Consider the following 24,692-nt stretch of genomic DNA (forward strand, 5'->3'; position numbering starts at 1 on the left):
TACGGCTTATTTAGAAGAAATAGTTAGCTAAACACACCCCTTAGTTATTCATTAGTTTTTGTTAAAATCTACTTGCTTATTTAATTGATGTGCCCAATATTTCTTCTCTCTTTTTGTAAGTTTTCTCACTTTCTATCGCTCTTTTTTTTTCCATTTGCTCGATACTTTTTTCTCGCGTTCTTCCAATATATTTTCCAATGATTTTAATTCCCCGTAATTAAGCCAAAAAAATATTTCAATTAAGATTTTTTGTAATACTCTTAACCGTGGAGGAAAGTTTAATAATTCTCTAATTTGGATTTCCTCTAAAAAAGTAAATTTTCTAATAAAAGTTTGGGCTTCGCTATCTGATAGGTTAAAAAAAAAATCAACTAAATGTTCTTTTTTACTATTTAATCAGAGTTTTTTTTGTCCATTTTCACTTTTGGAAATTTTTTTACCTTCTTTGTCGGTTAATAAAGGAAAAGTAAAAACAAAAGTTTTATTTGTGGGATGAATATTATTAATTAACTTCAATCCAGTGGTTAAATTACCTCACTGGTCGCTGCCTCCTAATTGGCCATGACAATTATAGTTCTGATAAAGATACCAAAAGTCGTAGGCTTGTAAAAGAGAATAACTAAACGCCAAAAAAGATAAACCAGTTTTTGAATTTACTCGTTGTTTAATGGTTTCTTTGGCTAATAAATAGTTAATGGTAATATTCCTCCCCACTTTATCAATAAAATCAATAAACCCTAACTTTTCTAACCATTGTCGGTTGTTTAATATCTTAAATTTATTATCATAGAGAGGTCAAATATAGCCTAAATATTTTTCTCATTTTTTCTCATTGCTGTCTTTACTGTTTATTCCTAGTATTTTATATATATTGCTTAATAATTCAGGGCTATGGTTATAAAGTCTCAAAGGAGCAAATTCTACTTTTTCTATTGTTTCTAAAATTGGTGGTCTAACTACTATTCGAGTAAGTTGATTTTTGATTTCTTGATAATATTGGTTTATCTTTTCTGTTGCTAACCGTGGTCTTTCTTTTGATTTATCACTAGGATCGCCAATTATGCTAGTTGCTTCACCTAAAACAAGGAGCACAGTGAATCCTTTTTTGGCAAAGCGAATAGTCTGAATAAGTTGAAATAAATGTCCGATATGAAGGCTTTCACTTGTGCAGTCTATTCCTAAATAAACTACCTTTTCATTAGGATTTAACTGATAAAAGTTATTTTCTAAATTAGCACAATCAGCAATTACTCCTCTTTCTTGTAGATCAATAAAAAAAGTTTTTAATTCATTTTCTAGTTCAGCAGACATGTAAAAGTTTTTTAATTATGCTTTAATTTTTCTTCTATTTCATTAAAAGCATCTTGCGTAAAAAGTAAAGTTGAATGATTTATCATTGCGTAAGTATTGATTAGTTTACTGTTAGTCATTTCTACTTTTGGCAAATTGTGAAATGCCCTTTTTACTTCTTCATTTTTACTTTCTTGCGTAGAAAAAATAATCAAGATTTTTTTGTCGTTTAATTTTAATTCAGTAAGTAGATTATTGGCTTTTTTGGTTTTGTATTCAGAAAGATTTATTTTGTCAATAACCGTTATTTCTCCCTTTGCATTTTTTTTACTTAATACTGATTGGAAAGCCTTTTTTTTTACTTTTTTATTAATTTGGCAACGATAATTTTCTTGACCAGTAGGACCAAATGCTATACCTCCACCACGAAATTGGGGAGCATAACGGGCACCATGGCGAGCCCCACCAGTTCCTTTTTGTCGGTATATTTTTCTAGTGCTTCCTTTTACTTCTCCTCGAGTTTTCACTTTGCTAGTTGCTTGTCTTTGATTGGCTAAATAACTGCGAATGACTAAAGAAACAGTATGAGCGGAATAAGGCGATTGCCAAATTTCTGGATTTAAAGGTAAATTGCCCACTATTTCTTGTTTTTGATTAATTACATTTATTTGCATATTTTTTTTAATTATTTATTGTATTGTTTTGTCGTTGCTAGTTAATTTTACTATTATTAATATTTTTAGTATTCGCTTTTTTATTTATTATTTTGTCAAGTTTTATTTTTCTAACTTTTTAAGACTTTTGTTTCTTCTTTAACATCAAAACAAGACTATAAGATTACTATTTTAACAAGATTTAATTTGTCTTTTTCTTGAAATACCAGTATATAACACCAAATCCCACAATAACTAGTAAAACAATGGCAATAATTCAAATAATACTAGAACTGTCATTTTTATTGTTTTTGGCTGGAACATCGCTAGAAATAGGCTCTTGTTTTTCTTTTCTTGGTTCCTGGTTGTCCTTATTTTCCTTTTTTTGATTATCAGATTTAAAGGATTCAAGAAAAATATTACAAACTTCGTCAAATCATTTTTGGTAAACTTCCTTTTTAAATTTAAAATTTTTGGTGTAAATTTTTACTGTTTCTCCTTTATCATTTTTAAGCACTATTCTGTCTTTTCTAACCTTGCCTGTTTTGTCACTTTTAGAAAAAACTCTCTCTAAGTCTCATTTATCCTCCTGATTAGCATATTCTTTGGCTTTAACAATAATTTCCTCTAAACTATTAACTTTGTGTGTGTGTGTGTGTGTGTGTGTTGTCATTCATAATATTATTGTTATATAATAGAATTTTAACTTAATCGCTTCAAAACTTCTTCTTTTTCTAGCAAATAAATGATTTTTGGTAATTCAGGACCCGATTTTTGTCCGGTCAACTTTCTCCTCATTAAGGGAAATAAATCTTTAACAGTTTGAAGGGCTTGACGAATACTTTCTTCTTTTCAATCTTTTAAAGTTATTAATAATTCTTTTGCTTCTTTTAATTTTTCTAATTGAGAAGGAGGCAAGTCCAAATCAATTTGTAGCGGCTCTTGGAAAAAATATCTGCTTAAATTAATTAATTCCTGAAAATAATTCAATTGAGGACGAAGCAAAAAGGCAATTTTTTTAACCCATTCTTTTTTTTCTTCGGCTAATTGATATTCTTTTTGTAATACTTTCCAAGACCATTTTTCAAATTCTTTTTCCTCCAATTGCCGAATATAATAGTTGTTATATCAGTTGAGTTTTTTCAAAGTAAAAACCGCTCCTTGAGAGTGTAAGCCTTTTAAATTAAAGTTTTCAATGGCTTCTTTTAAGTCAAAAATTTCTTGGGTTATTCCTTTTCCTGGATGTCAACCTAAAAAGAGTAAGTAATTAACTATTGCTTGGGGCAAATATCCTTTTTGACGTAATTGGCAAATCATTTGAAATTCACTAGTTGTCTGGTCTCTTTTAGAAAGTTTTTTTTTTTCTTTATTGAGAATTATCGAAATATGACTAAAAAGAGGGGGATTTAACCCAAACGCTTCATACAAAACTAATTGCTTGCCGGTATTAGATAAGTGCTCCTCGCCCCGTAAAACATGACTAATTTTCATTAAATAATCGTCAACCACACACGCAAAATTAAAATTAGGAATGCCATTTTGCCGAAAAAGCACAAAATCCTCAATATCTTTACCTTGAAAATTTACTGCTCCTCGCACTAAATCAGTGAAAGAGTAATTTCTTTCTTGGGGAACTTTTAAACGTAAGACATAAGGAGTTTGTTGGGAGAGAAAAGATTGAATTTCTTTTTCACTCAATTGTAAGCATTTGCGTGAATATTGATAATTGCCCCGCTTATTTTCCCTGATAAATTGTTCCCTTTCTTGGGCTAATTCCTCAGGGGAACAGAAACAATAATAGGCTTTTTTTTCTATTAGCAACTTTTCAATATATTTCCGATAAATATCTAATCTTTGAGTTTGCCGATAAGGACCATAATCGCCATTTCGGAAAACTGATTCATCGGGTTTTATCCCTAACCATAATAAATCCTCATATAAATTATCAACAAATTCTTCTTTATTTCGTTCTTGGTCGGTGTCTTCAACTCGCAAAATAAACTTCCCTTGGTTTTTTTTAGCCAAAAGATAATTAAATAAGGCAGTTCGGGCTCCGCCAATATGTAATTCCCCGGTAGGACTAGGAGCAAAACGGGTTCTAGTTACTGTAATGTTTTTTTTGTTCATTGAGAATTTTTTGTTCAATTTTGTTTAATTCTCGGTTAACTTGTCAAATTCTTCACGTAGCAAAGAGAATTGGTATTAAATAGCAAATATAAAACAAGGGATGCTCGCTTCTTTTGTCTCCATTAGTTTCTTGGGGCTTATCAATTATATTGGTAAGTATGACAGGAATAACTAAAATTCCAAATTTCTTAAAAGTTTCTTTAAAAAGTTCATTGGTTTCCTGGGTAACCCTCATTAAATTGTTTTTTTTCTTTTCTTCCATTGGAGAAATATCTATATTCAAGGCTAGTCTTTGAAGAGGAGTTTTTAAATAAGAAGTAACAATACTATCAGCAATAAAACAAATTCCAAGAACTATTGCTGTTAAAGAGATGACTAAATTCTCATTATTAACTAGTCAACCAGCGGCTCTTGGTTTAACTAACTCTTTAATAATTCAGTTAGCAATAAAGAAAAATAAAATATAGAGTCCAGCACATAAATACATATTAAATCTTCATTTATTAAATTTAATTTTTATGTCTCTAAAAATATTTCTTTTTTTTCTCAATTCTTCTTTAATTTGTTGATTTTCTTCTTTACCCATATAAGACATTTAATTAAACTGTTAACTGTCAGCGACCTTTTTGGCGACGTCTAACAATTACAGAATAGTTTTTTTTCATTCTTTTGCGAAAACCGCATTTTCTTGCTCTTTTAATTTTACTAGGTTGATACGTTCGTTTCATACAATATATATTTTACACTTTTCTTTTCTAATTGTGTTCTAGTTTTTTTAGTTTTAAGTTTATTTTTGCTAGTGAACTACCCACCACTTATAGAAGTGAGAATATTCTTGCTAGGGTTTGATAAAAGTTTTAGTAGGGCTAAAATAAGAAACAGCATATCTAGTCATTTGGCAAAATTACATTTAATTAGATAGAAATTTATCAACATTTTTTTAAGATTGCTTGGTTTTATAAATAGTACCTTTTTCAACCCTAATATAAGGCTTAAGTTGCTCTTACAAAAGCCTATCTATGAATACATTTCTCTTTATTATCATCAAGTTCTCGTTAACTACTTTAAAAATATATTATAGAGATTTGGGTTTGCTCGTTTTTCCCTATCAATTAAAAAAATGAATCGATAATCTTTGAAAACTAAATAGAACCAATCACGTACGGGTGAATTCTCGTGCTATTTTTTTAAGAGTTTGATCCTAGCTCAGGATGAACGTTAGCAGCATGCCTAACACATGCAAGTCGAGCGGAAAGTGTTAGTAATATCACTTTTAGCGGCGAACGGGTGAGTAATGCTTATCTTACCTACCATTTAGTGGAGGACGTGCTGGAAAGGTCCCGCAAGGGATCTTCTAGTTAATACTGCATACTCTTGGGCTTCGGTCCAAGGAAAGGAAGTCTTCGGACTTTCGCTAATTGATGGGGATAAGTCGCATCAGCTAGTTGGTGGGGTAAAGGCCTACCAAGGCTAAGACGCGTAGCCGGGCTGAGAGGCTGATCGGCCACAAGGGAACTGAGACACGGTCCCTACTCCTACGGGAGGCAGCAGTGAGGAATCGTCGACAATGGGGGAAACCCTGATCGCTGCAATGCTGTGTGAAGGATGAAGGTCTATGGATTGTAAACTTCTTTACTTGGATGTACTCCTAAAAACTTGCATCTGAGCAAAAAGTCACGACTAACTATGTGCCAGCAGTCGCGGTAAGACATAGGTGGCGAACGTTATCCGGAATTATTGGGCGTAAAGGATGCGTAGATGGTAGAGTAAGTTACTGGTTGATGCCAAACTCAATTTGACGGAAGCTGGTAATACTGTTCTGCTAGAGGACAGGAGAGGTTGATGGAATTCTGTGTGGAGCGGTGAAATGCGTTGATCTACAGAGGAACACCAAAAAAGGCGAAGGCAGTCAACTATTCTGTTCCTGACATTGAGGCATGAAAGCGTGGGGAGCAAACCGGATTAGATACCCGGGTAGTCCACGCCCTAAACGATGAGCATTAGATATTAGGCAATATGCTTAGTGTCGCAGCTAACGCTTTAAATGCTCCGCCTGGGGACTACGGCCGCAAGGCTAAAACCTAAAGGAATTGACGGGGACCCGCACAAGCGGTGGAGCATGTGGTTTAATTCGATACAACGCGCAGAACCTTACCAAGGTTTGACATGGAGGGCAAAGTTGAAGAAATTCAACGGAGGTTATCCCGACACAGGTGGTGCATGGTCGTCGTCAGTTCGTGCTGTGAAGCATATGCTTAAGTGCTATAACGAACGCAACCCTCGTATTTAGTTACTATCATTCAGTTGAGAACTCTAAATAGACTGCTAAGGTAACTTAGAGGAAGGAGAGGATGACGTCTGATCATCATGCCCCTTATATCTTGGGCTACACACGTGCTACAATGGTTAGGACAAAGGGTCGCCAACCCGCGAGGGGGAGCCAATCCCAAAAAACTAACCCAAGTTCGGATTGGAGTCTGCAACTCGACTCCATGAAGTCGGAATCGCTAGTAATCGTGAATCAGCAACGTCACGGTGAATACGTTCTCGGGTCTTGTACACACCGCCCGTCAAATCACGAAAGTCGGTAATACCTGAAACCAACTCCCGTGAGGGAAACTCTCGCAAGAGAGGGAAAGTTGACAAGGGTAGGATTGGCAATTGGGGTTAAGTCGTAACAAGGTATCCGTAGGGGAATCTGCGGATGGATTACCTCCTTTCAATACAGAAAGGTTTTTTAGAAAGGTTCTATTTAGTTTTGGGAGATTTTATCTCTCATTATTCTTTGAAAACTGAACACAAAAAAAGATTTCACCAAATAGCGTAAGTTAAAAAGAGTGGATGGTGGATACCTTGGGATTGATAGGCGATGAAGGACGCGATATCCGGCGATACGCCTCGGGGAGTTGGAAAGTGAACTTTGATCCGGGGATTTCCGAATGGGGCAACCCATTACCAGTAATGTGGTAATATCTAAGTTTCATAATCTTAGAAGTGAACCTGGCGAACTGAAACATCTTAGTAGCCAGAGGAAAAGAAAATAAATAATGATTCTCTGAGTAGCGGCGAGCGAAAGGGGAAGAGCCCAAACCAATTAGTTTACTAGTTGGGGTTGGAGGAAAATGCGTTAAGAGTTACCAAAGTTATTGATAGAAGAATTGGTTGGAAAGCCAAGCCAAAGAAAGTGAAAGCCTTGTATTCGAAATCAATAACTCTCTGCATTTAATCCTGAGTACAACGAGGCACGTGAAACCTTGTTGGAATCCACGGGGACCGCCCCGTAAGGCTAAATACTCATCAATCACCGATAGTGAACTAGTACCGTGAGGGAAAGGTGAAAAGAACCCCGGGAGGGGAGTGAAAGAGAACTTGAAACCATCACACTTACAACAAGTCAAAGGACGTTAAAGTCTGATGACGTGCTTTTTGTAGAACGAGCCGGCGAGTTATAATTATTGGCAAGGTTAAACTTTTTTCGAAGTGGAGCCATAGCGAAAGCGAGTTTTAATAGAGCGTGTTAAGTCAATGATTATAGACCCGAAACTAGGTGAGCTAATCATGAGCAGGTTGAAGTGGGGATAAAACCCCATGGAGGACCGAACCAGTGCTCGTTGAAACGATCTTGGATGACTTGTGATTAGAGCTGAAATTGTTATCGAACCTAGAGATAGCTGGTTCTCCCCGATATAGTTTTAGGACTAGCGTCAGACGAAAAGCAAGGGAGGTAGAGCACTGAATATGGAAGGGCCCTTAACTGGGTACCGACTATAATCAAACTCCGAATACCTTTGCTCATTATCTGGCAGTCAGTCTGGGGGTGATAAGATCCCTGGACGTGAGGGTAACAGCCCAGATCATCAACTAAGGTCCCTAAATAATGCTAAGTGTAGAAGGAAGTGAATTCGTTTAGACAGCTAAAATATTAGCTTAGAGGTAGCTATTATCTAAGGAGTGTGTCACAACTCATTAGCCGAAGGAATTTGCACCGAGAATATAAGGGGGCTCAAGCATTATACCGAAGTTATGAACTAAAAGGCATTAATTAGCGTATTTAGTAAAAGAAACATCTGAGACAGAGTTTTGTTAAAGAATTAACTTTTATTAGTCATTAATTAATGCCTTTTAGTGGTAGGGGAGCGTAGCCAAAGTGATGAAGTTAAACCGTAAGGATTAATGGAATTTTGGCTAGTGAGAATGCCGGCGTGAGTAACGCTAGAAGGTGAGAATCCTTCTTGCCGAATGACCAAGGTTTCCAGGGTCAAGTTCGTCTTCCCTGGGTTAGTCGGGACCTAAGGCAAAGCTGAAAAGCGTAGTCGATGGACAACAGGTTAATATTCCTGTACTAGTATTATTACTGACGGAGTGACGGAGACAGTTAAGATAAGCCAACTGTTGAACATGTTGGTCTAAGTATGTAGAGGGCATCATAGGTAAATCCGTGATGCTTCGCCTTGAAATATGATGGATAGGGAAAGGTTCGCTGAGTACCGAAGTATCTGATACTTTGCTTCTAAAAAAAGCTTCTAAGTTTGGTTCGACCAAAAATAATAATATTACCCGTACCGAGAACGAACACACGTGGTCAAGGAGAGTATCCTCAGGCAAGCGAGATAACTATGGTTAAGGAACTTTGCAAATTAATGCCCAGGACAACCTGGTGCCACAGTAAAAAGCACGAACGACTGTTTACCAAAAACACAGCTCTCTGCTAACTCGTAAGAGGATGTATAGGGGGCGCCGCCTGCCCGGTGCTGGAAGGTTAAGAGGAATAGTTAGCCGCAAGGCGAAGCTTTGAATTGAAGCCCCAGTGAACGGCGGCCGTAACTATAACGGTCCAAAGGTAGCGAAATTCCTTGTCAGGTAAGTTCTGACCCGCATGAAAGGCGTAACGATTCGTGCACTGTCTCAACCATAGACTCGGTGAAATCTTAGTACCTGTGAAGATGCAGGTTACCCGCAACTAGACGGAAAGACCCCGTGGAGCTTTACTGCAACCTGATATTGATTTTTCTTCTTATTTATTTGAGGATAGCAATAGGTGGGAGACTATGAAGCCAAGACGCCAGTTTTGGCAGAGTCAACGGTGAGATACCACCTCTATAAGCAGAAAAGTCTAACTTATTGGTTTAGAGCCAAAAGGACAGTGTTTGGTGGGTAGTTTAACTGGGGCGGTTGCCTCCTAAAGAGTAACGGAGGCGTTCAAAGGTATCCTCAGCAGGAATAGAAATCCTGTGGTGAGCGTAAAGGCAAAAGGATGCTTAACTGTGAGACTGACCAGTCGAACAGATACGAAAGTAGGACTTAGTGATCTGCCGATGCTTAGTGGTAAGGTCGGCACTCAACGGATAAAAGTTACCCCGGGGATAACAGGCTTATCTTTTCCAAGCGACCATAGCGACGAAAAGGATTGGCACCTCGATGTCGGCTCTTCTCATCCTGGAGGTGAAGAAGCTTCCAAGGGTTGGGCTGTTCGCCCATTAAAGAGGAACGTGAGCTGGGTTCAGAACGTCGTGAGACAGTTTGGTTCCTATCTATTGCGGGCGCAGGAAATTTGCGGGAGGCTGTCCCTAGTACGAGAGGACCGGGATGGACTAACCAATGGCGTACCAGTTGTCATGTCAATGGCACGGCTGGATAGTTATGTTAGGAATAGATAAGTGCTGAAAGCATCTAAGCACGAAACTAGTCCCAAGATGAGATTTCCCATTCCGAAAGGAAGTAAGATACCTTTTAGACTAAGAGGTTGATAGGCAACAAGTGTAAGCAGAGTAATCTGTTCAGCTCAGTTGTACTAATTTATCGAGGACTTATTTTTTGGTTGAAATTCTTTCTTTTGTGTTCGGTTTTGAGGGAATAAATCCCTCTTTAATAATACTGGTGGTTTTAACGAAGTGAAAGCAGTAGCAATACTGTATAATACCCGTTCCCATTCCGAATACGGCAGTCAAGCACTTCTGTGGCGAAGATACTTTTACAGGAAAAATAGTTCACTGCCAGTATTTATTATATTATCCTAAATGAGTAAAATTATTTTTTTAAATGGTGGTGCCTCCGTTGGCAAAACTACTCTTGCCAAAGAGATTCAGCATTTAAGCAAAGAAAAATTTTTATATGTTGGAATTGATGCTCTTTTTGGTGCCATGCCGAAAAAAATAGTTGGTTTTGACGAACAAGCCGAAGAAGGATTTCGATATGTTATTGACCCTAAAACGGATAAATTAACTGAAATGAAAGCCAGTCCTTATGCTATCCAAGTTTTTACTTGCTTGCCAAAAGTGGTTAAATTACTGGCTGATAATGGATTAAATGTAATTTTTGATGAATGTAACTTTGTCAAGAAAAACGACACCAAATTTTTAATTGATGATTATAAAACTCTTTTCTCCGGTCATGAACTTTATATGATCGGTGTAAAATGCGATTTAACAACTATAGAAGAAAGGGAAAAATCAAGAGGCGATAGAGTTATAGGAATGGCAAAACTTTTTTATCAAAATGAAAAAGACTTCCGCTATCCTTATGATTTAGTTGTTGACACTACCTATGACAAGCATCTTTCTGCTAATGCACAAAAAATTTTAGAATTACTAAAAACTTACTAATGAAGAAAAGCAAAATTATCTTTCTCAACGGCTGTTCCTCAGTCGGAAAGTCTTCTATCGTGGGAGCCATTCAGCATTTAAGTGATGAACCTTGATTAACTTTTGGCATTGATACATTTTTTAAAGCTATGCCTCCAAAATATTTACCTTTTGGGGAGAAAGCCAGTGAAGGAATTCAATTTATTTCAGGAATTGACAAAGAAGGGCTTCCGATTACGGAAGTTAAAAGTGGCTCTTATGGCAAAAAAGTTAGTCAGTCAATCCCAAAAGTTATTAAACAATTAGTTGATGATGGACATAATCTTATTATTGATGAAGTGATTTGAGAAAAAAAAGAAATAGAGAACTATGCTTCGCTTCTTAAAAATCATCAAGTTTATTTCGTGGAAGTTATCTGTAAATTGAAATTAGTGGAAGAAAGAGAAAAAATTCGCGGTGATCGAGCCTGAGGTCTGGCTCGCGACCAGTATGCTAAAATGGAAGAATTTAAAAAAAGTTGAAATAAATATAATCTTAAAGTTGATACTGGCCAGTTTAGTCCTTTTGATAGTGCAAAAATGATTTTAGAATCCATGAAGTTAACACAAAAAACCTCTTAATAACAAATAAAAAGAAACAAAAACTTGTAAAAATAATTTAAAATATAAATTATAATTTGTGTAAATGGTAAAATTGAAAGACAAAAAAAGAATTTCCTCTCTTCACCTAATTAACCAAAAAATACCTTTTGGGGAAATTTTGTTAGTGGAAAACAACGGCGAACAAGAAAATAATGAAATCATTTCTAAGGAAAAAGCCTTAAAGAAAGCCCAAGAACAAAAAAAAGATTTAGTTTGTTTTCGCTTGCCAGACCCCGATAAGAAAACTCTGGCAGTTTGCAAAATAGTTGATTACCAAAAATATCTCTATGAATTAAAAAAAAAGCCTAAGATACAAAAAACTGTTCTTAAAAAAATTGAATTAACTTATCGTATTGGCGAAAAAGACGAAGAAACTAAAATTGAAAAAGTCAAAAAGTGGTTGGAAAGTAATCATCAAGTAAAAGTTAGTTTAAAAATGGTTGGCCGGGAAAGGGAATACAAAGAATTGATTTTGGAAAAGTGTAAAAAGATTATTGCTAACTTGCAATCTCAATCTGAAGGAATTAAACTCCAAGGGAAAATCAAACTCCAAGGGAAAATTTACAGTTTCCTTCTCCAAAAAAGTAAGTAAAAACTATTATATATGCCAACAATCAATCAGTTAGTTAGAAAACCCCGTAAGTCCAAGAAAAGAAGCAAAAAAAGACGTGCCCTAGCTTATGGTTGAAACTCTTCACACAATTCACTTTTTCTTAGTAATAGTCCTCAAAAATGAGGAGTTTGTAAAAAAGTTAGTAAAGCGAAACCCAAGAAGCCTAATTCTGCTCTTCGCAGTACTGCTCGTGTTGAGTTAAGCAACGGAAAAGAAATAACTGCTTATATTCCTGGAGAAGGACACAATTTACAAGAAACTAGTAAGGTACTAGTTCAGGGCGGTCGAATCCAAGATTTACCAGGAGTGAATTTTGTGATTATTCGGGGAACTAGAGACACCGAAGGTGTTAAAGACCGCAAGCAAGGTCGCTCTCTTTACGGAAAAAAGAAAGAAAAAAAATCAAAAGTTACGTAAAAATAAATAACAATGCGCAAGAAAAGAAAAATTAAAAAATATCAGCAACCAGCCGATCCCCGTTTTCCTTCTCCTTTAGTAAGTAAATTGATTACCAAGATAATGCTAAAAGGAAAAAAAACCCAAGCCCGTGGAATAGTTTACCAAACTTTTGCTTACTTAGAAAAGGAATTGAAACAAGACCCACTAGTTACTACCGAAGAAGCAATTAAAGAACTTAAACCAGAATTAGAAACCAAAAAAATTAGATTAGGAGGAACCAGCCAATTAGTTCCCAAGGAGGTCAAACCAGAAAGAAGTTTTTGCTTAGCTTTAAGATGGTTAGTGGAGGCTGCTAGAAAGAAAACTCAAAAAAAAAGACGAAAAGGGATTGGTCGACCAATATTTTACTGTCTAGCCCAAGAAATCATGGAAGCCAGGCAAAAATCCGGAGAAGCTTTTAAAAAAAAAGAAACGGAACAAAGGAAAGCAATTGAAAGTATGACCTTTTCTTCACTAAATGCTTATGCTAGAAAAAAATAACGACTATTTAAGCAAAATCCGCAACATTGGAATTATGGCTCATATTGACGCTGGCAAAACTACTACTACTGAAAGAATCCTTTACCATACTAAAAAAATCCGCATAATTAGAGAAGTTCACGACAAAAGCAGCGGAGGAGCCACCATGGATTATATGGAACAAGAAAAAGAAAGAGGGATTACCATTACTTCGGCTGCCACTACTGTTTTTTGACAAAAGCATCAAATCAACATCATTGATACACCAGGGCACGTAGATTTTACCGCTGAAGTTGAAAGGTCATTGCGAGTTTTAGACGGTGGCATTGTTGTTATTGACGGAAAAGAAGGAGTAGAAGCACAAACTGAAACTGTTTGAAATCAAGCGGACAAGTATCAAATTCCCCGTCTTGTTTTCATTAATAAAATGGATGGTGTAGACCATGTAGAAAACCGCTTTACTGCTTGCTGCCAAAGTTTAGAAGAGAGATTATATGCTAAATTGCTTATTTGTCAATTTCCCATTGGGGAATATCAAGGCATTAAAGGAATTATTGATTTAATAGAAGAGAAAACTTATTATTTTTCAGGTGAACAAGAAGAAAATTATCAAGTTAAAGAAATACCTATTAATTTGCGAGAAAAAGTTCAAAATTATCGGCAAAATTTATTAGAAAAAATTGTTACTTATGATGAAAAACTAGGCTTAAAGTATTTAGAAGGAAAATTGTTAACCGCTCAAGAGATAAAAAGTTTAATCCGCAAAGCGGTACTTAGCGGGGAACAGTTTGCTGTCTTTTGTGGATCGGCTTATAAACATGTTGGAGTAAAATTACTTTTGGACGGAGTGATTGATTATTTACCTTCTCCTCTTGACAGCCATCAAATTACTGTAATTTCTAATCAAGAAGAAAAAGTTATTTCCACTTTCGATCATCCTCATTCTCTCGCTTTAGCTTTTAAAATTAACAACTTTTCTTTTGCTAAACTTACCTTTATTCGGGTCTACTGTGGAAAAATTTCTGCCAATTCCTATGTTTATAATGTCAGTAGAGATAAAAAAGAAAGAGTTAGCCGTTTAGTAAGAATGCACGCCAATAAGCAAGAAGAAATAAGTGAAATAAAAATGGGTGATATCGCCGCTGTAATTGGTTTCAATCACACCAAAACAGGTGATACTCTATGTAGTCAAGAAGAGGGCGTGCTTTTAGAACAAATTAGTTTTACAGAGCCCGTCATATCATTAGCTATTGAACCAAAATCTACCCAAGACCAAAATAAATTAATTAAAAGTTTGCAAACATTGGAAGAAGAAGACCCAACTTTTTTTTGCCACTACAATACAGAAACAAGACAAACAATTATTAAAGGTATGGGAGAACTTCATTTAGACGTTTTAGTCGAAAGGCTAAAAAGTGAGTTTGGTGTAGAAACAAAGGTCGGAAAACCACAAGTTAGTTATCGTGAAACTATTACCAAAAAGAAAGAAAATGTAGAAGGAGAATATGTAAAACAAACCGGAGGAAGTGGACATTATGCCAAAGTTCAAATTACTTTTGAGCCTAATGAGAAAGGCAAAGGATTTGAATTTATTGACAACAAAAGAGGTCAAGATATGTCTGATGAGAATGCTAAAGAAGTGAAAAAGGGATTAGAAGAAGCAATGTTATCTGGTTTGCTCTTAGGTCATCCCTTGCTTGACATGAAAGCTACTTTACTTGGAGGGAAAAGACACGAGGAGGATACTCAACCAGGAGACTTCAAAATGGCTGCTATTTCAGCTTTTCGTGGGAGCGGAATAGAAGAAAGAAGAAAAAAAGCTCAAGAATTAGGGGTAATCTTGTTGGAGCCAATTATGAACTTAGAAGTAAGTAATGTTTCAGAAGAATACTATGGGGCAGTTTTAGCTAGCATTACCAAAAGGCGAGGCACAGTTGAAGGTATTGAAAAAAAAAAAGAAACTTACCTTTTAAAAGGCAAAATACCCTTAGCCGAAACTTTTGGCTATTCCACTATTTTGCGTTCTTCAACCAAAGGAAGAGCCACTCATTATCTCCAATTTTCCCACTACCAAGAAGTTCCCCCATACATTATGGAAAAATTAAAAGAATAGAAGTTGCGCACCAAAAATTACTTAACTGTTTTCTTTCCAATTAAGCATTTTTTTTATATAAATTATATAATTCTTCTAAACTTTCATCAGAGTTTAAGTTAGTCGTATCAATTTTCCAATCAGTTGCTTTTTCTGCTGCTAAAATATTGGCTTGGTCACGTCAGTCTCTTTCTTTTAAATCCTTTTCTACTTCAGACAAGGTTAGATTTTTGCCTTCTTTTTGTAGTTGAAGATATCTTCTCTTTGCTCTGATGGTCAAATCGGCAGTCAGAAAAACTTTAATTTCTGCTTCCGGTAAAACTTTAAAAGTAATATCTCTACCGCTGACTACAAAACCCTTGTTTCTGGCTAAACTTCTGACTAATTGATAAATTATGAGGCGTAATTCTTTAATTGGTGCAAATCGGGAGGCCAAGTTGCCAATTTCTGGTTGGCTCAAAATGCTTTTTTGTTTTTCTAACTCTTGGAGGAAATTAGCAGGGTTTTTTGCCACTTTTTCTTTTTGCTGCGAGCAAATGCTTATAACTTTCTCTTTTTCTTGATAACTTACGCCACCTTCTCAACAGATTTTGGCAAAATAACGATAAAATAGACCACTATCAACAAAATGATAATTGATTTTTTGTGCTAAAGTTTTCCCTAAGCTTGTTTTTCCTGAACCAGCCGGACCGTCAATTGCAATATTAATTTTGGACATTTAATTTTATTTTAATTTTTATTGTTTCTTCTTTCTCTACTTCCTTAGCAATTTTTTTCTCAACAATTAAATAATGCTTTTTCGGATTCAGAATTTACTTCTATTTTATCTTTCTTTTCTTGATACTCAATACCCTTGGCGCAAAAACATCGGGTCAGGTAGGTTTTTTTCTTGGGTTCGGGTTTAATTATCTCTCTGCTTAACTTTCGCACTATGTCTAATATCTTTTCGTTGGTCATGATATTGCTGTGTAAGATTTCGCGACAGATTTCATGCTTGTTTTTTTCTAGGGGAGTAGGATTTTCCGGTAAAATCCATGAGCCCCCTTGATAGTTAGGGCTGGCTAATTGGTTAAGATATTCCTTAAATTCAAGGTCGGGATATTGACTTTGAGATTTGTTTTTTGCCATGTTAAAAACTAATTTTTAAGCAAAAATGAATGTTTGCTATTGTTTTTTTATTACCAATAATGGTTAAAACTTCTGGCTTAGGAAACATATAAAAAAGATTTTTATAAATTAAACAAATCTTTAATTATTGCTCCTAAACATAATAATCCTAAACCAAACAAAACTAATCAACCTAAAACACTATTTTTATCAGAAGAAATATAAGGATTTACTGATTTCACATTTCCTCGATGATAATAATAGTAAACGTTTTTGGCAGGCTTTTTTAAATGGCGAGAATAGCGAGCTATTTCCTTTTCTAAACTTTGAAAACCAACTACCTTTCGTCCCCTAAAAATAATTCTACAAAATCCCGGAGGTAAATTATCTCTACTAGTAAAAGATAATTCTCCACCTTCTGTTAACAAAGTATAAGACTTATAACCGTCATAACTTTGATTGTTAGTTATTAACTTTCCTTGATATCCATGATACATATTTTATCTCTTGTTTTCTAATTCCCTTTGATTAACCGAAACTGCTGTTCTACGAAAGATAAAAGCATCTCGAATTCTTCTTGCTAATTCATTCCTAGCAGGAGCAGAGGGGAAAAAAATGCCCTCTGCCCTTCATTTACCACTTCCTCACGTGACATCATTTGCTGCTTGCCTTGCTTCCTCTTCACTATATACTGTATCATTTTTACTATTTCCGTTTCCATCAATCAGAACAATGGTAAGACGGAAGTTCTACAACTTTCTGCTTTTCTTTGTAATTCTTGAATTTGACTTTCCAGTTGACTAAGGCTACAACTACATGAATTGTTTAAACATGGTCCATGACCCTCCTGGTTTTCACTTAAATAATTACTACCACTGCGATTAATCACTTTGGCTCTTGCTGCTGGTGATAAACCTGATTGTTTGTTTTCATTTTCTACATATTTTACTTCATATGTCTTCGGTGTTACCGATATAAATTTGTCGTTTTTCATAATATATAAGTTTTTACACCCAAAATTTTTTTTATAATAATTTGGAATAGTTATAAACTACCAAATTATAATTTTACTCTTAGGTTTTTCTTTAAGCAGTGAATATATGCGCGCACGAAAGAGGGAGATTTTAAGGTGAATGTTTTTGCTGAAAATTTGGATGATTTTGACCCAAGTAAGAAAAAATTTTTGCTAGAAAAAAAATAACTTTATTTAGTTGTTTAAATAAAAACTAAAGTTAATATTAAAAGAATAATCGCAAAAACTATATACTTTCGTACACTTCTTACAAAAACTCCACCTGAATTTAAAGGCTGATCGTTTATGAGAATATAGGAAAAAGCTGGTTTATGAACTTCCTCCTCTCCGCTGGGAATTTTTTATAGCATCTCGCACAAAGCATAATATTTTTAGTTTTACTCGCCGGCTTTTCTAGCAACTAATTTTCTTTCTCAATAATATAATTTTGCCCGACGAACTTTTTGGTTAATTCTGCCTAATTTTTTAATTCCAACGATCAGAGGTGAATGATAAAAAAAAACTTGCTTGACAATTAATTTATTGCTTTCGTGAAGCACAGTAAAATTATAACTAATTTGCTTTTTTCTTTTTTGGGCAATAATTGTTCCTTCAAATGAAGACATGTGTGCTTCTTTGCTTTCTTTACCTTGAATTCCCATAATTACTTTTACTTTTTCTCCTATTTCTAAGGAAGGCAAATCGTTTCGCAAGTATGGTTGATTAATTTGGTCTAACAAACTGCCTTGATTAGAAGATTTAAGTTGTTCCATAATAGATATTTTTAATACTGAAAGAGCAATTTTTTTATTTTTATCTTTAGCTCTCATATACTCTTTTCTTTGCCGGCAGAAAAAAGTCCAGCACAAAAATCAATTTTTTTCTAAAAAAATGTGTCTTTTTTAGATAATTAAACTCAAAAAATTAAAAAGTTGTAAAAATTAGATATGGAAAAAGAGCAAGAAACAATTGAAGAAAAAACAGAGCCAGAAAATTTAAATGAAGACAAAGAAACAACAGAAGTAGAAAAGGATAAATCCAAATCGCACAAAAAAGTTTCTCCTAAGTTGAAAAAAGTTAAAAAAGTGTCAATAAAAATAGTAAAAAAAAATAATTATTTCACTCGCAATAATATTACTTATATTGATTATAAAGATACTAAGTTGTTAAGCCATTTTGTTAATAAACAAGGGCAAATAATACCCAAAACCTTTGTCAGATTGCCAAGCAAAATTCAAAGAATGGTAGCCAAAAATATTAAAAGAGCTAGGCAAATGAAACTAATGCCTTATATTATTGTTAACCAGGGTGAATTTTAGCAAATTTTTAATTAGCCGGTTTTATTACTTAGAAAGTTAGGAAAACCGTTTCCATTCAATAGAAATAGAAAATTATTTGAGTTCTGCGACAATTGAGAAAATTAAGAGTAACCAAAGAGCCACTAAAAACCAAAATCATTTCTTGTTTTTCCCGAAAATTCAACTATGCCAACTTCAAGGTTTATTACCATATCTTTTATTTCATTTATTTCAAAACTTAGACCGATTTAAAGAAAAAATTACCGAAATAATAAGATAAAATAACCACACCAATGCTGCATATTTCCATTCTCACAAAATAAATTTACAATTCTTTCCACAAAAAAAGCCTAAAACAAGGATTCCTGTGATGAAATAAAGTAAAAAATAGAAAACAAAGTCTTCTGTTTCTTGGCGTTTATCATTGTCTTTCTTACTTGACATTATATAACTTATATAATTTTATGTTATTCAAAAAAAAACAATATGGAAAACTGGGAAAAAGTTAAAGAACTGGCAGGAAGATATTTTTACCCTTTCCGAAAATGATGATGGATGCCAATTTTAATAGTTTTTTGGGTTTTTCGCTGCCAAGGTAAACAGATTTGATTTTCATTGACAAAGGAAAAAAAGAAAATTTTTCGCCAAACAGGGATTTTTCTCTTGGTAATGGCTTTAATTCATTTTTTAATTAAATGATTATTATCTTTCTCTCACTTACCTTTGCGGGCTAAGTTAATTGAAAAACTGATTTCACTAATTACCGAAGCGAAAGGATTTTTGGGACTATTGCCAATAATTTTGGGTTCTTGTGTTTTTGCTCCTATAATTGAGGAGTGTCTTTATCGTTTTTTTATTTTTAAGATTTTGGGTGAGAAAAATCCTTTTTCTTATTTACTTTCCTATTTTACTTTTATTTTGGCTCACTGGCAAGTCCGAGGAGAAAATTTTGCTTCTCTTTTTTTTCAATATTCCGTGGCGACAGTTGGTTTTATTTGAATTTACAAGAAAAGTAATTGGAATCTAATTTATCCCATTATTTTACACTCTTTGGTGAATGTATTGTTTATTGGGATAACCCTAATTAATCCTGATTTTCCTTTGATTTAAACTTAAAAAATATTATATTTCAACAATATGACCAATGAAAGGACAATGGAACACTGAGCTCTTAAAGATTTAAGAGTAGATTTAACTAGGGAAGAACACGAAAACTATTGAATTTATCCCCAAGGAAATACGCACGATCCGTTAGTCAGAAAAATACTAGAAAGATGCGACGGCAAACCAAAATATTGCCCATTATCCGAATTTCTAATTGAAACAAAAATAGGTAAAGGCAAGCCCGAATACATATTTCGTATTAAGAAAAGACCAATAATCTTGCTGGTAGAATGTAAAACTGAAAATGCTAACCACCAATCTGAAAAATTAGATAAACCGGCTTTCTATAATGTTGATGGTTTACTATATTACGCTAAATATTTTAAAGATGATTTTACTGTTTTAGGCTTGGCAATAACTGGTCGAGAGAGAAATAATTGTCAAATTAGTTTTTTTACTTGGCTGCAAGAAGAAAAAAATTTCAATCCGAAAAATATTCAAAAACACGAAAGACTCCGTTCCATAGAAGAATATTTTCCTGTTGAATCAAAACCCTCTTTAGATATAAAAATGGTAAGAAAAAGTGCTAAAGAATTGCACGAAATTATTTATCAAGGATTAGGATTTACCGAAAAGGAAAAACCTCTCTTTATTAGTGCTTGCTTAATAGCTCTAAAAAATGAAGATTTTCGCAACGAATTTTCCACCAAAACTACTCCTAGAAGTTTGGTTTCGGCTTGCAAAGGAGCTATTGAAAGTGAAATAGAAAAAGTTCAAGAAAAAGAAGTAGGAAAAAAATATGAAGACTTAAAGAGTAGTTTAAAAAGAATTATTGGCAACAATGAAAAGTTATCTTCTACTTCAAATAATAAGAAAAATTCCTTCGTCAATATCCTCCGAACAATTAAAAATGATATTTGGTCTTTTATCGATAAGGGAGACATTATTGGAGAATTTTACCACGAATTTTTAAAATATTCTACTGGTGACGGAAAAAATCTCGGTATTGTTTTAACTCCTCCTCACATTGCCGACTTGTTTTGTGAATTATCCTTAAAGGAATTAGGACAAGAAAAGTTCGCTAAGGAAGACAAATTTTTGGATGTCTGTTGTGGCACCGGCTCTTTTTTGGTAAGTGCTTTAAATAAAGGAGCCGATAGAAATAACATTTATGGTATAGAAATTAACCAAGATGTTAGTAATTTGGCTTTAACTAACATGATTTTGTGAGGAGATGGCAAATCTCATATTTTTCGTAAAGATTGTTTTGATAAAGAATCAAAAAATTTAATCAAGGAAGCAAATTGTAATATTGCCTTTTTAAATCCTCCTTATTCCCAAAAAAAGCAAAAGGAAGGAGAAGGAAAAAGCGAAATAGAATTTATTGAACTTTCTTGTGATTTGCTAAAAAAAGGTGGTTTAGTAATAGCAATAATTCCTTTATCTGTCGCTATTGGCACCAAATACAAAACTGAACGAGAAAGAATTATGAAAAAACACACTTTGAAAGCCGTAATGACTATGCCTTCTGATTTGTTTTCAGGAAATAATAGTGGTAGCCATACCTGTGTTATGATTTGAAAAACCGGAGAAAGTCATAATAAAGAAACTTATTCAACTTGATTATCCAATTGAAAAGACGATGGTTTTGTAATCTTGAAAGGAAAAAGATTTGACAAAGATAATAAATGAAAGGATATCAAAAAACAATGAATAAAAGATTTTTGCCAAAAGAAAGATAAATATAATTCAGTTTTTCGGGGATTGGATTATAAGGATTGTTGGTTAGCCGACGCCTGGGTTGAAACTGATTACAGGCAATTGACCGAAAAACATTTTGAAAAAACCATTCGCGATTATTTGGCGTTTCGAATTAGTGTAATAGAGGAAGAAAAAAACCCTATAAATAAAAATGAATAAATTAGATATTAGTGATTGAAAATATTTTTCTTTGGGAGATAAAGAATATTTTGAGATATGTAGAATAAAAAAGCCAATAATTCTTTCTAACTATAATGTTTCTGCAATGAAAGGAGAAAACAAATTTCCTATTGTTTGTTCCAGTTTAGAAAATAACGGAGTAGCGGGGTGAATTATTGACAACAACAACGAGGAAGTATTGCATTACGAAAATGCCATTACCGTTGCCCAAGATGGTTCAATTTTTTCTTCTTTCTATCAACCTTTTAAATTTTATACTCGAATTAATATGCTTATCTTTCGCTTAAAAAAAAGACAACTTAATCACCATTTAGCATTTTTCCTTTGTAGCATAATTAATTTAGAAAAATTTAAATACTCTTTTGGACGAACTTTAAAAACAGGAGATATCTGAAAAACTAAAATTCCTCTTCCTGTTAATGAAAAAGGAGAACCAAATTGATTATGAATGGAGAATTATAGTAGAAAAATATTTGAAAAAGTTAAAAAAGATATCATTGGATTAATTGACAAAGAGAGAGAGAGAGAGAGAGAAGAAATTAATATTTATCCTGATGATTTGCAAGAATTTAAAATTAGCAATTGTTTTTATATTCTGAGAGCCAAAATTACCAAAAAAGAAGATATTTTACCAGGAGAATTTGCCCATATTACAGATAAAAGTGGTTTTAACGGCTATGAAGGTTCTTCTTATTTCTGAACTGAAAAGGCTAATATTATAAGCATAGGAACCTATAGCGGTAGTTCTTTTTATCAAGAAAAAAACTTTACCAATTCTTCCCATCAGTTGATAAAAATTTGACCTAAAAATAGACAACTAAACAAATATAATGCTTTTTTTATTGCCACTATTTTGAATCAAGGAGCACCACGATATTCCTATGGAAGAATGAGAAGTTTATCAGAATTAAGAAAGGAAAAAATACCTTTGCCTATTGATAAGAACAAAAAAATTGATTGAGATTATACGGAAACTATAACAAAAAACATTTACCAAAAAATTATCCTTAAATTTGAGAAAATATTAACTGAATTAGATGAATAATGCTTCTCAGCAGAAAAGTAAAATCTAAGGAAAAATAAATTGCTGTTTTTTTATATATTCAAATTAGTTTGTTGGAGATTTAGGCAAACTATTTAGCAGAATTTGCCGCATTTTTTTGCGAATGTGGCGACAGGTAATTCGAAAAAGCCCCGAAGTTTCTCAAAAAAAAGCTTCTGGGGGGTCTTGCGGAAGCCATTGTCTCACATGTACTAGGAAACGAACTTTTTCCAAACTTTCCAAATAATTAGCTCAGGAAAAGTCAATTTCTCGCACTAATTGCGATTTTAAATATTGTTGAGATCCTGACTGGTTAGTCGTCAACTTTTGTCGCAAAATCATGGCAAAAATATTAGGACTAGTTAGCACTTTTTGGCGATAACTATAAATTGTTTTTCGTTGATGATTGATTAAAAGGTCATAATTCAAAGTATATTGACGACCGGAAGCATGGGCATTGCGAAGCATTTCCTGCGGTTCAGCCACCATCATATTAAACCATTTACCACTTAAAGGCTTACGAAAAAGTTCTCGTAAACTATTGCCCTGAAAAATTCTGGTAATTTGCTCCCTTACTTGGTAGTTTTTGATTAATTCATCTTCCAATGAAACGTAAAATTGGCTTTCTCCGGAATCTCCTTGTCTTCCGGCTCTTCCTCGCAATTGATTATCAATTCGACGGCTAAAGTTTCGCTCTACTCCAATTACTAATAAACCACCAACCTTGCGACTTTCTTCGGTCAAAATAATATCAGTTCCACGTCCAGCCATATTAGTCGAAATAGTTACGGCTCCTAATTCTCCGGCTCGCTTAATAATTTGGGCTTCTTCTCGGTGGTTAACTGCGTTTAACTTGTGGTGAAAAATGCTTTCTTTGGCGAGTAAAGTTGAAATATATTCAGAAACATCTACGCTGGGAGAACCCACTAAAATGGGCCGTTTTTTGGTCTGTTCGTTTTTTTTAATTCTTTGAATAATTGCTTGGTATTTGCTTTTTTTATCTAAAAAAATTAAATCATCACGGTCTTTACGGATTAGTTTTTTGTAAGGGCGAATGGCAATCACTTCCATTCCGTAAACTTGACGAAATTCTTCGGCTTCGGTCATGGCAGTTCCGGTCATGCCGGCCACTTTATCAAAGAGACGAAAAAAATTCTGGTAAGTAATTACTGCTGATGATTTGCTAGGTGGGCTAATAGGAATTCCTTCTTTGCTTTCAACTGCTTGCTGAATACCAGAACTGTATACTCGATTTGGCACTAATCGTCCGGTCAAAGAATCAATAATGACGATTTTTTTTCTCTCGTAATCAACGATATATTCTACTCCGTTTTGATAGAAATGTTTCGCTTTTAAGGAATTATGGAGCAAAAAATTAGTTTCGTGGTGCTTAAAAGAAAAAAGATCATCAATTCCGTAAAACGTTTCGGCTCTTTTGATTCCTTTGGCAGTTAATCAGAGTTCTTTTTCTTTATCGTCAACTTTGTAATCTACTTTTTCAACTAATTGCTGGGCTAGATAGGTAGATTTTTGGTGTTTTTCCTTAATCGCTAATTCATCACCCCCCCATCTTTGTGAAATAATTAAAGGGTTTTGGGATTCATCAATTAAAATAGAGTCTACTTCATCTAGTAAAGCATAAGTAAAACGCAAGTTATTTTTATCTTCAATTCGGGTTATTAAATTGTTTCGTAAGTAATCAAAACCTAGTTCGCTGCCAATGGTATAAATGACTGTGGAGTTAGCATAAAGTTCTTTTTTTTCTTCAGAACTATGAGAATTAGAGTTAAATCCTGAAGTAATACCAAAAAAATCGAAAATTGGTTTGCCTAAATTTCAATCTCGATTAGCCAAATATTCATTAACCGTAATTACATAAACCGGCTTACCAGACAGAGCATTTAAGCAAACTGGTAAAAGAGCAGTGAGGGTTTTTCCTTCTCCCGTATTCATTTGGGCAATATTACCATAGTGAAGCACGATTCCCCCAAAAACTTGCGTAGGAAAAAGTAAAAGACCAATTTTTCGGTGAATAACTTCTCTCACCAGAGTAAAAACGGGCACTAAATATTTGTCCAAGTCTTTGCTTTTGCGAATTTTTTCTCGCAGAATTGCGGCTTTTTTTTGCAATTCCTCATCAGTTAAAAGGCTAGTTTTCTTTTGGCGAGTTAAAATTTCTTTTTGCAAGCGGGCAAATTTGCGAAGGATAGCTTTTTTTCACAAAAGGTCAAACATATAACTTATTTTTAATTTTGCTCTGACACCATTTTTAA

The 24,692-nt window shown here is 34.2% G+C and carries 22 protein-coding genes and 2 rRNA genes; 12 read left to right on the forward strand and 12 right to left on the reverse strand.

Features of this window, described 5'->3' with window-relative positions; all coding sequences use genetic code 4:
• Positions 1 to 132: 132 nt before the first annotated feature.
• From tyrS to rpmH, 6 genes are all read right to left on the reverse strand, one after another.
• Positions 133 to 1,311: a tyrosine--tRNA ligase gene (gene tyrS / locus GvMRE_RS02860; protein ID WP_147409782.1), complete on the reverse strand. Its 1,179-nt coding sequence runs from the start codon at positions 1,309 to 1,311 to the stop codon at positions 133 to 135.
• 11 nt (positions 1,312 to 1,322) lie between these two features.
• Complete coding sequence (gene rplD, locus GvMRE_RS02865; protein ID WP_147409783.1) at positions 1,323 to 1,964, reverse strand: 50S ribosomal protein L4; 642 nt, start codon at positions 1,962 to 1,964, stop codon at positions 1,323 to 1,325.
• Between the two features lie 181 nt (positions 1,965 to 2,145).
• The gene (locus tag GvMRE_RS02870) at positions 2,146 to 2,616 is read right to left on the reverse strand and encodes a hypothetical protein (protein ID WP_147409784.1); all 471 of its coding nucleotides are present in this window, start codon (positions 2,614 to 2,616) and stop codon (positions 2,146 to 2,148) included.
• A gap of 29 nt (positions 2,617 to 2,645) precedes the next feature.
• Positions 2,646 to 4,070, reverse strand: coding sequence for a glutamate--tRNA ligase (gltX, locus tag GvMRE_RS02875; RefSeq protein WP_147409785.1), 1,425 nt, complete (start codon positions 4,068 to 4,070; stop codon positions 2,646 to 2,648).
• Entirely contained in the window at positions 4,042 to 4,656 is a 615-nt protein-coding gene (locus GvMRE_RS02880) for a hypothetical protein (RefSeq protein WP_147409786.1), read from the reverse strand. The genes gltX and GvMRE_RS02880 overlap by 29 nt, the downstream gene beginning before the upstream one ends.
• A 13-nt stretch (positions 4,657 to 4,669) precedes the next feature.
• The gene (gene rpmH / locus GvMRE_RS02885) at positions 4,670 to 4,798 is read right to left on the reverse strand and encodes a 50S ribosomal protein L34 (RefSeq protein ID WP_147409787.1); all 129 of its coding nucleotides are present in this window, start codon (positions 4,796 to 4,798) and stop codon (positions 4,670 to 4,672) included.
• A 455-nt stretch (positions 4,799 to 5,253) separates the two neighbouring features.
• Here rpmH and GvMRE_RS02890 point away from each other — a divergent pair.
• From GvMRE_RS02890 to fusA, 8 genes are all read left to right on the forward strand, one after another.
• Positions 5,254 to 6,790, forward strand: a 16S ribosomal RNA gene (locus GvMRE_RS02890).
• Between the two features lie 101 nt (positions 6,791 to 6,891).
• Positions 6,892 to 9,885, forward strand: a 23S ribosomal RNA gene (locus tag GvMRE_RS02895).
• Together the 16S and 23S rRNA genes form the textbook arrangement of a ribosomal RNA operon.
• 202 nt (positions 9,886 to 10,087) lie before the next feature.
• Positions 10,088 to 10,672, forward strand: coding sequence for a phosphotransferase-like protein (locus GvMRE_RS02905; RefSeq protein WP_147409788.1), 585 nt, complete (start codon positions 10,088 to 10,090; stop codon positions 10,670 to 10,672).
• Positions 10,672 to 11,271: a chloramphenicol phosphotransferase CPT family protein gene (locus tag GvMRE_RS02910; protein WP_147409910.1), complete on the forward strand. Its 600-nt coding sequence runs from the start codon at positions 10,672 to 10,674 to the stop codon at positions 11,269 to 11,271. The genes GvMRE_RS02905 and GvMRE_RS02910 overlap by 1 nt, the downstream gene beginning before the upstream one ends.
• Positions 11,272 to 11,335: 64 nt before the next feature.
• Positions 11,336 to 11,884: a translation initiation factor IF-3 gene (gene infC / locus GvMRE_RS02915; RefSeq protein ID WP_147409789.1), complete on the forward strand. Its 549-nt coding sequence runs from the start codon at positions 11,336 to 11,338 to the stop codon at positions 11,882 to 11,884.
• A gap of 12 nt (positions 11,885 to 11,896) precedes the next feature.
• Complete coding sequence (gene rpsL, locus GvMRE_RS02920) at positions 11,897 to 12,322, forward strand: 30S ribosomal protein S12 (protein ID WP_147409790.1); 426 nt, start codon at positions 11,897 to 11,899, stop codon at positions 12,320 to 12,322.
• A gap of 12 nt (positions 12,323 to 12,334) precedes the next feature.
• Positions 12,335 to 12,844, forward strand: coding sequence for an uS7 family ribosomal protein (locus tag GvMRE_RS02925; protein ID WP_147409791.1), 510 nt, complete (start codon positions 12,335 to 12,337; stop codon positions 12,842 to 12,844).
• Positions 12,828 to 14,936, forward strand: coding sequence for an elongation factor G (fusA, locus tag GvMRE_RS02930; protein ID WP_147409792.1), 2,109 nt, complete (start codon positions 12,828 to 12,830; stop codon positions 14,934 to 14,936). Before GvMRE_RS02925 ends, fusA begins: the two co-directional genes overlap by 17 nt.
• 40 nt (positions 14,937 to 14,976) lie before the next feature.
• Here fusA and cmk read toward each other — a convergent pair whose 3' ends face one another.
• The 5 genes from cmk to GvMRE_RS02955 all read right to left on the reverse strand — a co-directional run bounded on the left by cmk (position 14,977) and on the right by GvMRE_RS02955 (position 17,807).
• A complete protein-coding gene (cmk, locus tag GvMRE_RS02935) occupies positions 14,977 to 15,633 on the reverse strand; it encodes a (d)CMP kinase (protein ID WP_147409793.1) in 657 nt (218 codons plus the stop codon).
• Positions 15,634 to 15,677: 44 nt separating this feature from the next.
• Positions 15,678 to 16,043, reverse strand: a complete 366-nt coding sequence (locus tag GvMRE_RS02940) for a hypothetical protein (RefSeq protein WP_147409794.1) — start codon at positions 16,041 to 16,043, stop codon at positions 15,678 to 15,680.
• A gap of 101 nt (positions 16,044 to 16,144) precedes the next feature.
• The gene (locus GvMRE_RS02945) at positions 16,145 to 16,519 is read right to left on the reverse strand and encodes a hypothetical protein (RefSeq protein ID WP_147409795.1); all 375 of its coding nucleotides are present in this window, start codon (positions 16,517 to 16,519) and stop codon (positions 16,145 to 16,147) included.
• Between the two features lie 83 nt (positions 16,520 to 16,602).
• A complete protein-coding gene (locus tag GvMRE_RS02950; RefSeq protein ID WP_147409796.1) occupies positions 16,603 to 17,016 on the reverse strand; it encodes a hypothetical protein in 414 nt (137 codons plus the stop codon).
• A 416-nt stretch (positions 17,017 to 17,432) separates the two neighbouring features.
• Positions 17,433 to 17,807 (reverse strand): 50S ribosomal protein L19, encoded by a 375-nt coding sequence (locus tag GvMRE_RS02955; protein WP_172575225.1) that lies wholly within the window; start codon positions 17,805 to 17,807, stop codon positions 17,433 to 17,435.
• Between the two features lie 294 nt (positions 17,808 to 18,101).
• Between GvMRE_RS02955 and rpsR the strand changes: the two genes are divergently transcribed.
• The 4 genes from rpsR to GvMRE_RS02975 all read left to right on the forward strand — a co-directional run bounded on the left by rpsR (position 18,102) and on the right by GvMRE_RS02975 (position 22,422).
• Positions 18,102 to 18,353 carry a 30S ribosomal protein S18 gene (gene rpsR / locus GvMRE_RS02960; protein WP_245939630.1) on the forward strand — a complete coding sequence of 84 codons (252 nt, stop codon included), beginning with the start codon at positions 18,102 to 18,104 and terminating at the stop codon, positions 18,351 to 18,353.
• Between the two features lie 465 nt (positions 18,354 to 18,818).
• Positions 18,819 to 19,442: a CPBP family intramembrane glutamic endopeptidase gene (locus tag GvMRE_RS02965; RefSeq protein WP_147409799.1), complete on the forward strand. Its 624-nt coding sequence runs from the start codon at positions 18,819 to 18,821 to the stop codon at positions 19,440 to 19,442.
• A 27-nt stretch (positions 19,443 to 19,469) separates the two neighbouring features.
• Entirely contained in the window at positions 19,470 to 21,356 is a 1,887-nt protein-coding gene (locus GvMRE_RS02970; RefSeq protein WP_147409800.1) for an HsdM family class I SAM-dependent methyltransferase, read from the forward strand.
• Positions 21,349 to 22,422: a restriction endonuclease subunit S gene (locus tag GvMRE_RS02975; RefSeq protein ID WP_147409801.1), complete on the forward strand. Its 1,074-nt coding sequence runs from the start codon at positions 21,349 to 21,351 to the stop codon at positions 22,420 to 22,422. Before GvMRE_RS02970 ends, GvMRE_RS02975 begins: the two co-directional genes overlap by 8 nt.
• 63 nt (positions 22,423 to 22,485) lie before the next feature.
• Here GvMRE_RS02975 and GvMRE_RS02980 read toward each other — a convergent pair whose 3' ends face one another.
• Positions 22,486 to 24,654: a preprotein translocase subunit SecA gene (locus tag GvMRE_RS02980; RefSeq protein ID WP_147409802.1), complete on the reverse strand. Its 2,169-nt coding sequence runs from the start codon at positions 24,652 to 24,654 to the stop codon at positions 22,486 to 22,488.
• Between the last annotated feature and the right edge of the window lie 38 nt (positions 24,655 to 24,692).

Source organism: endosymbiont GvMRE of Glomus versiforme (assembly GCF_003546845.1).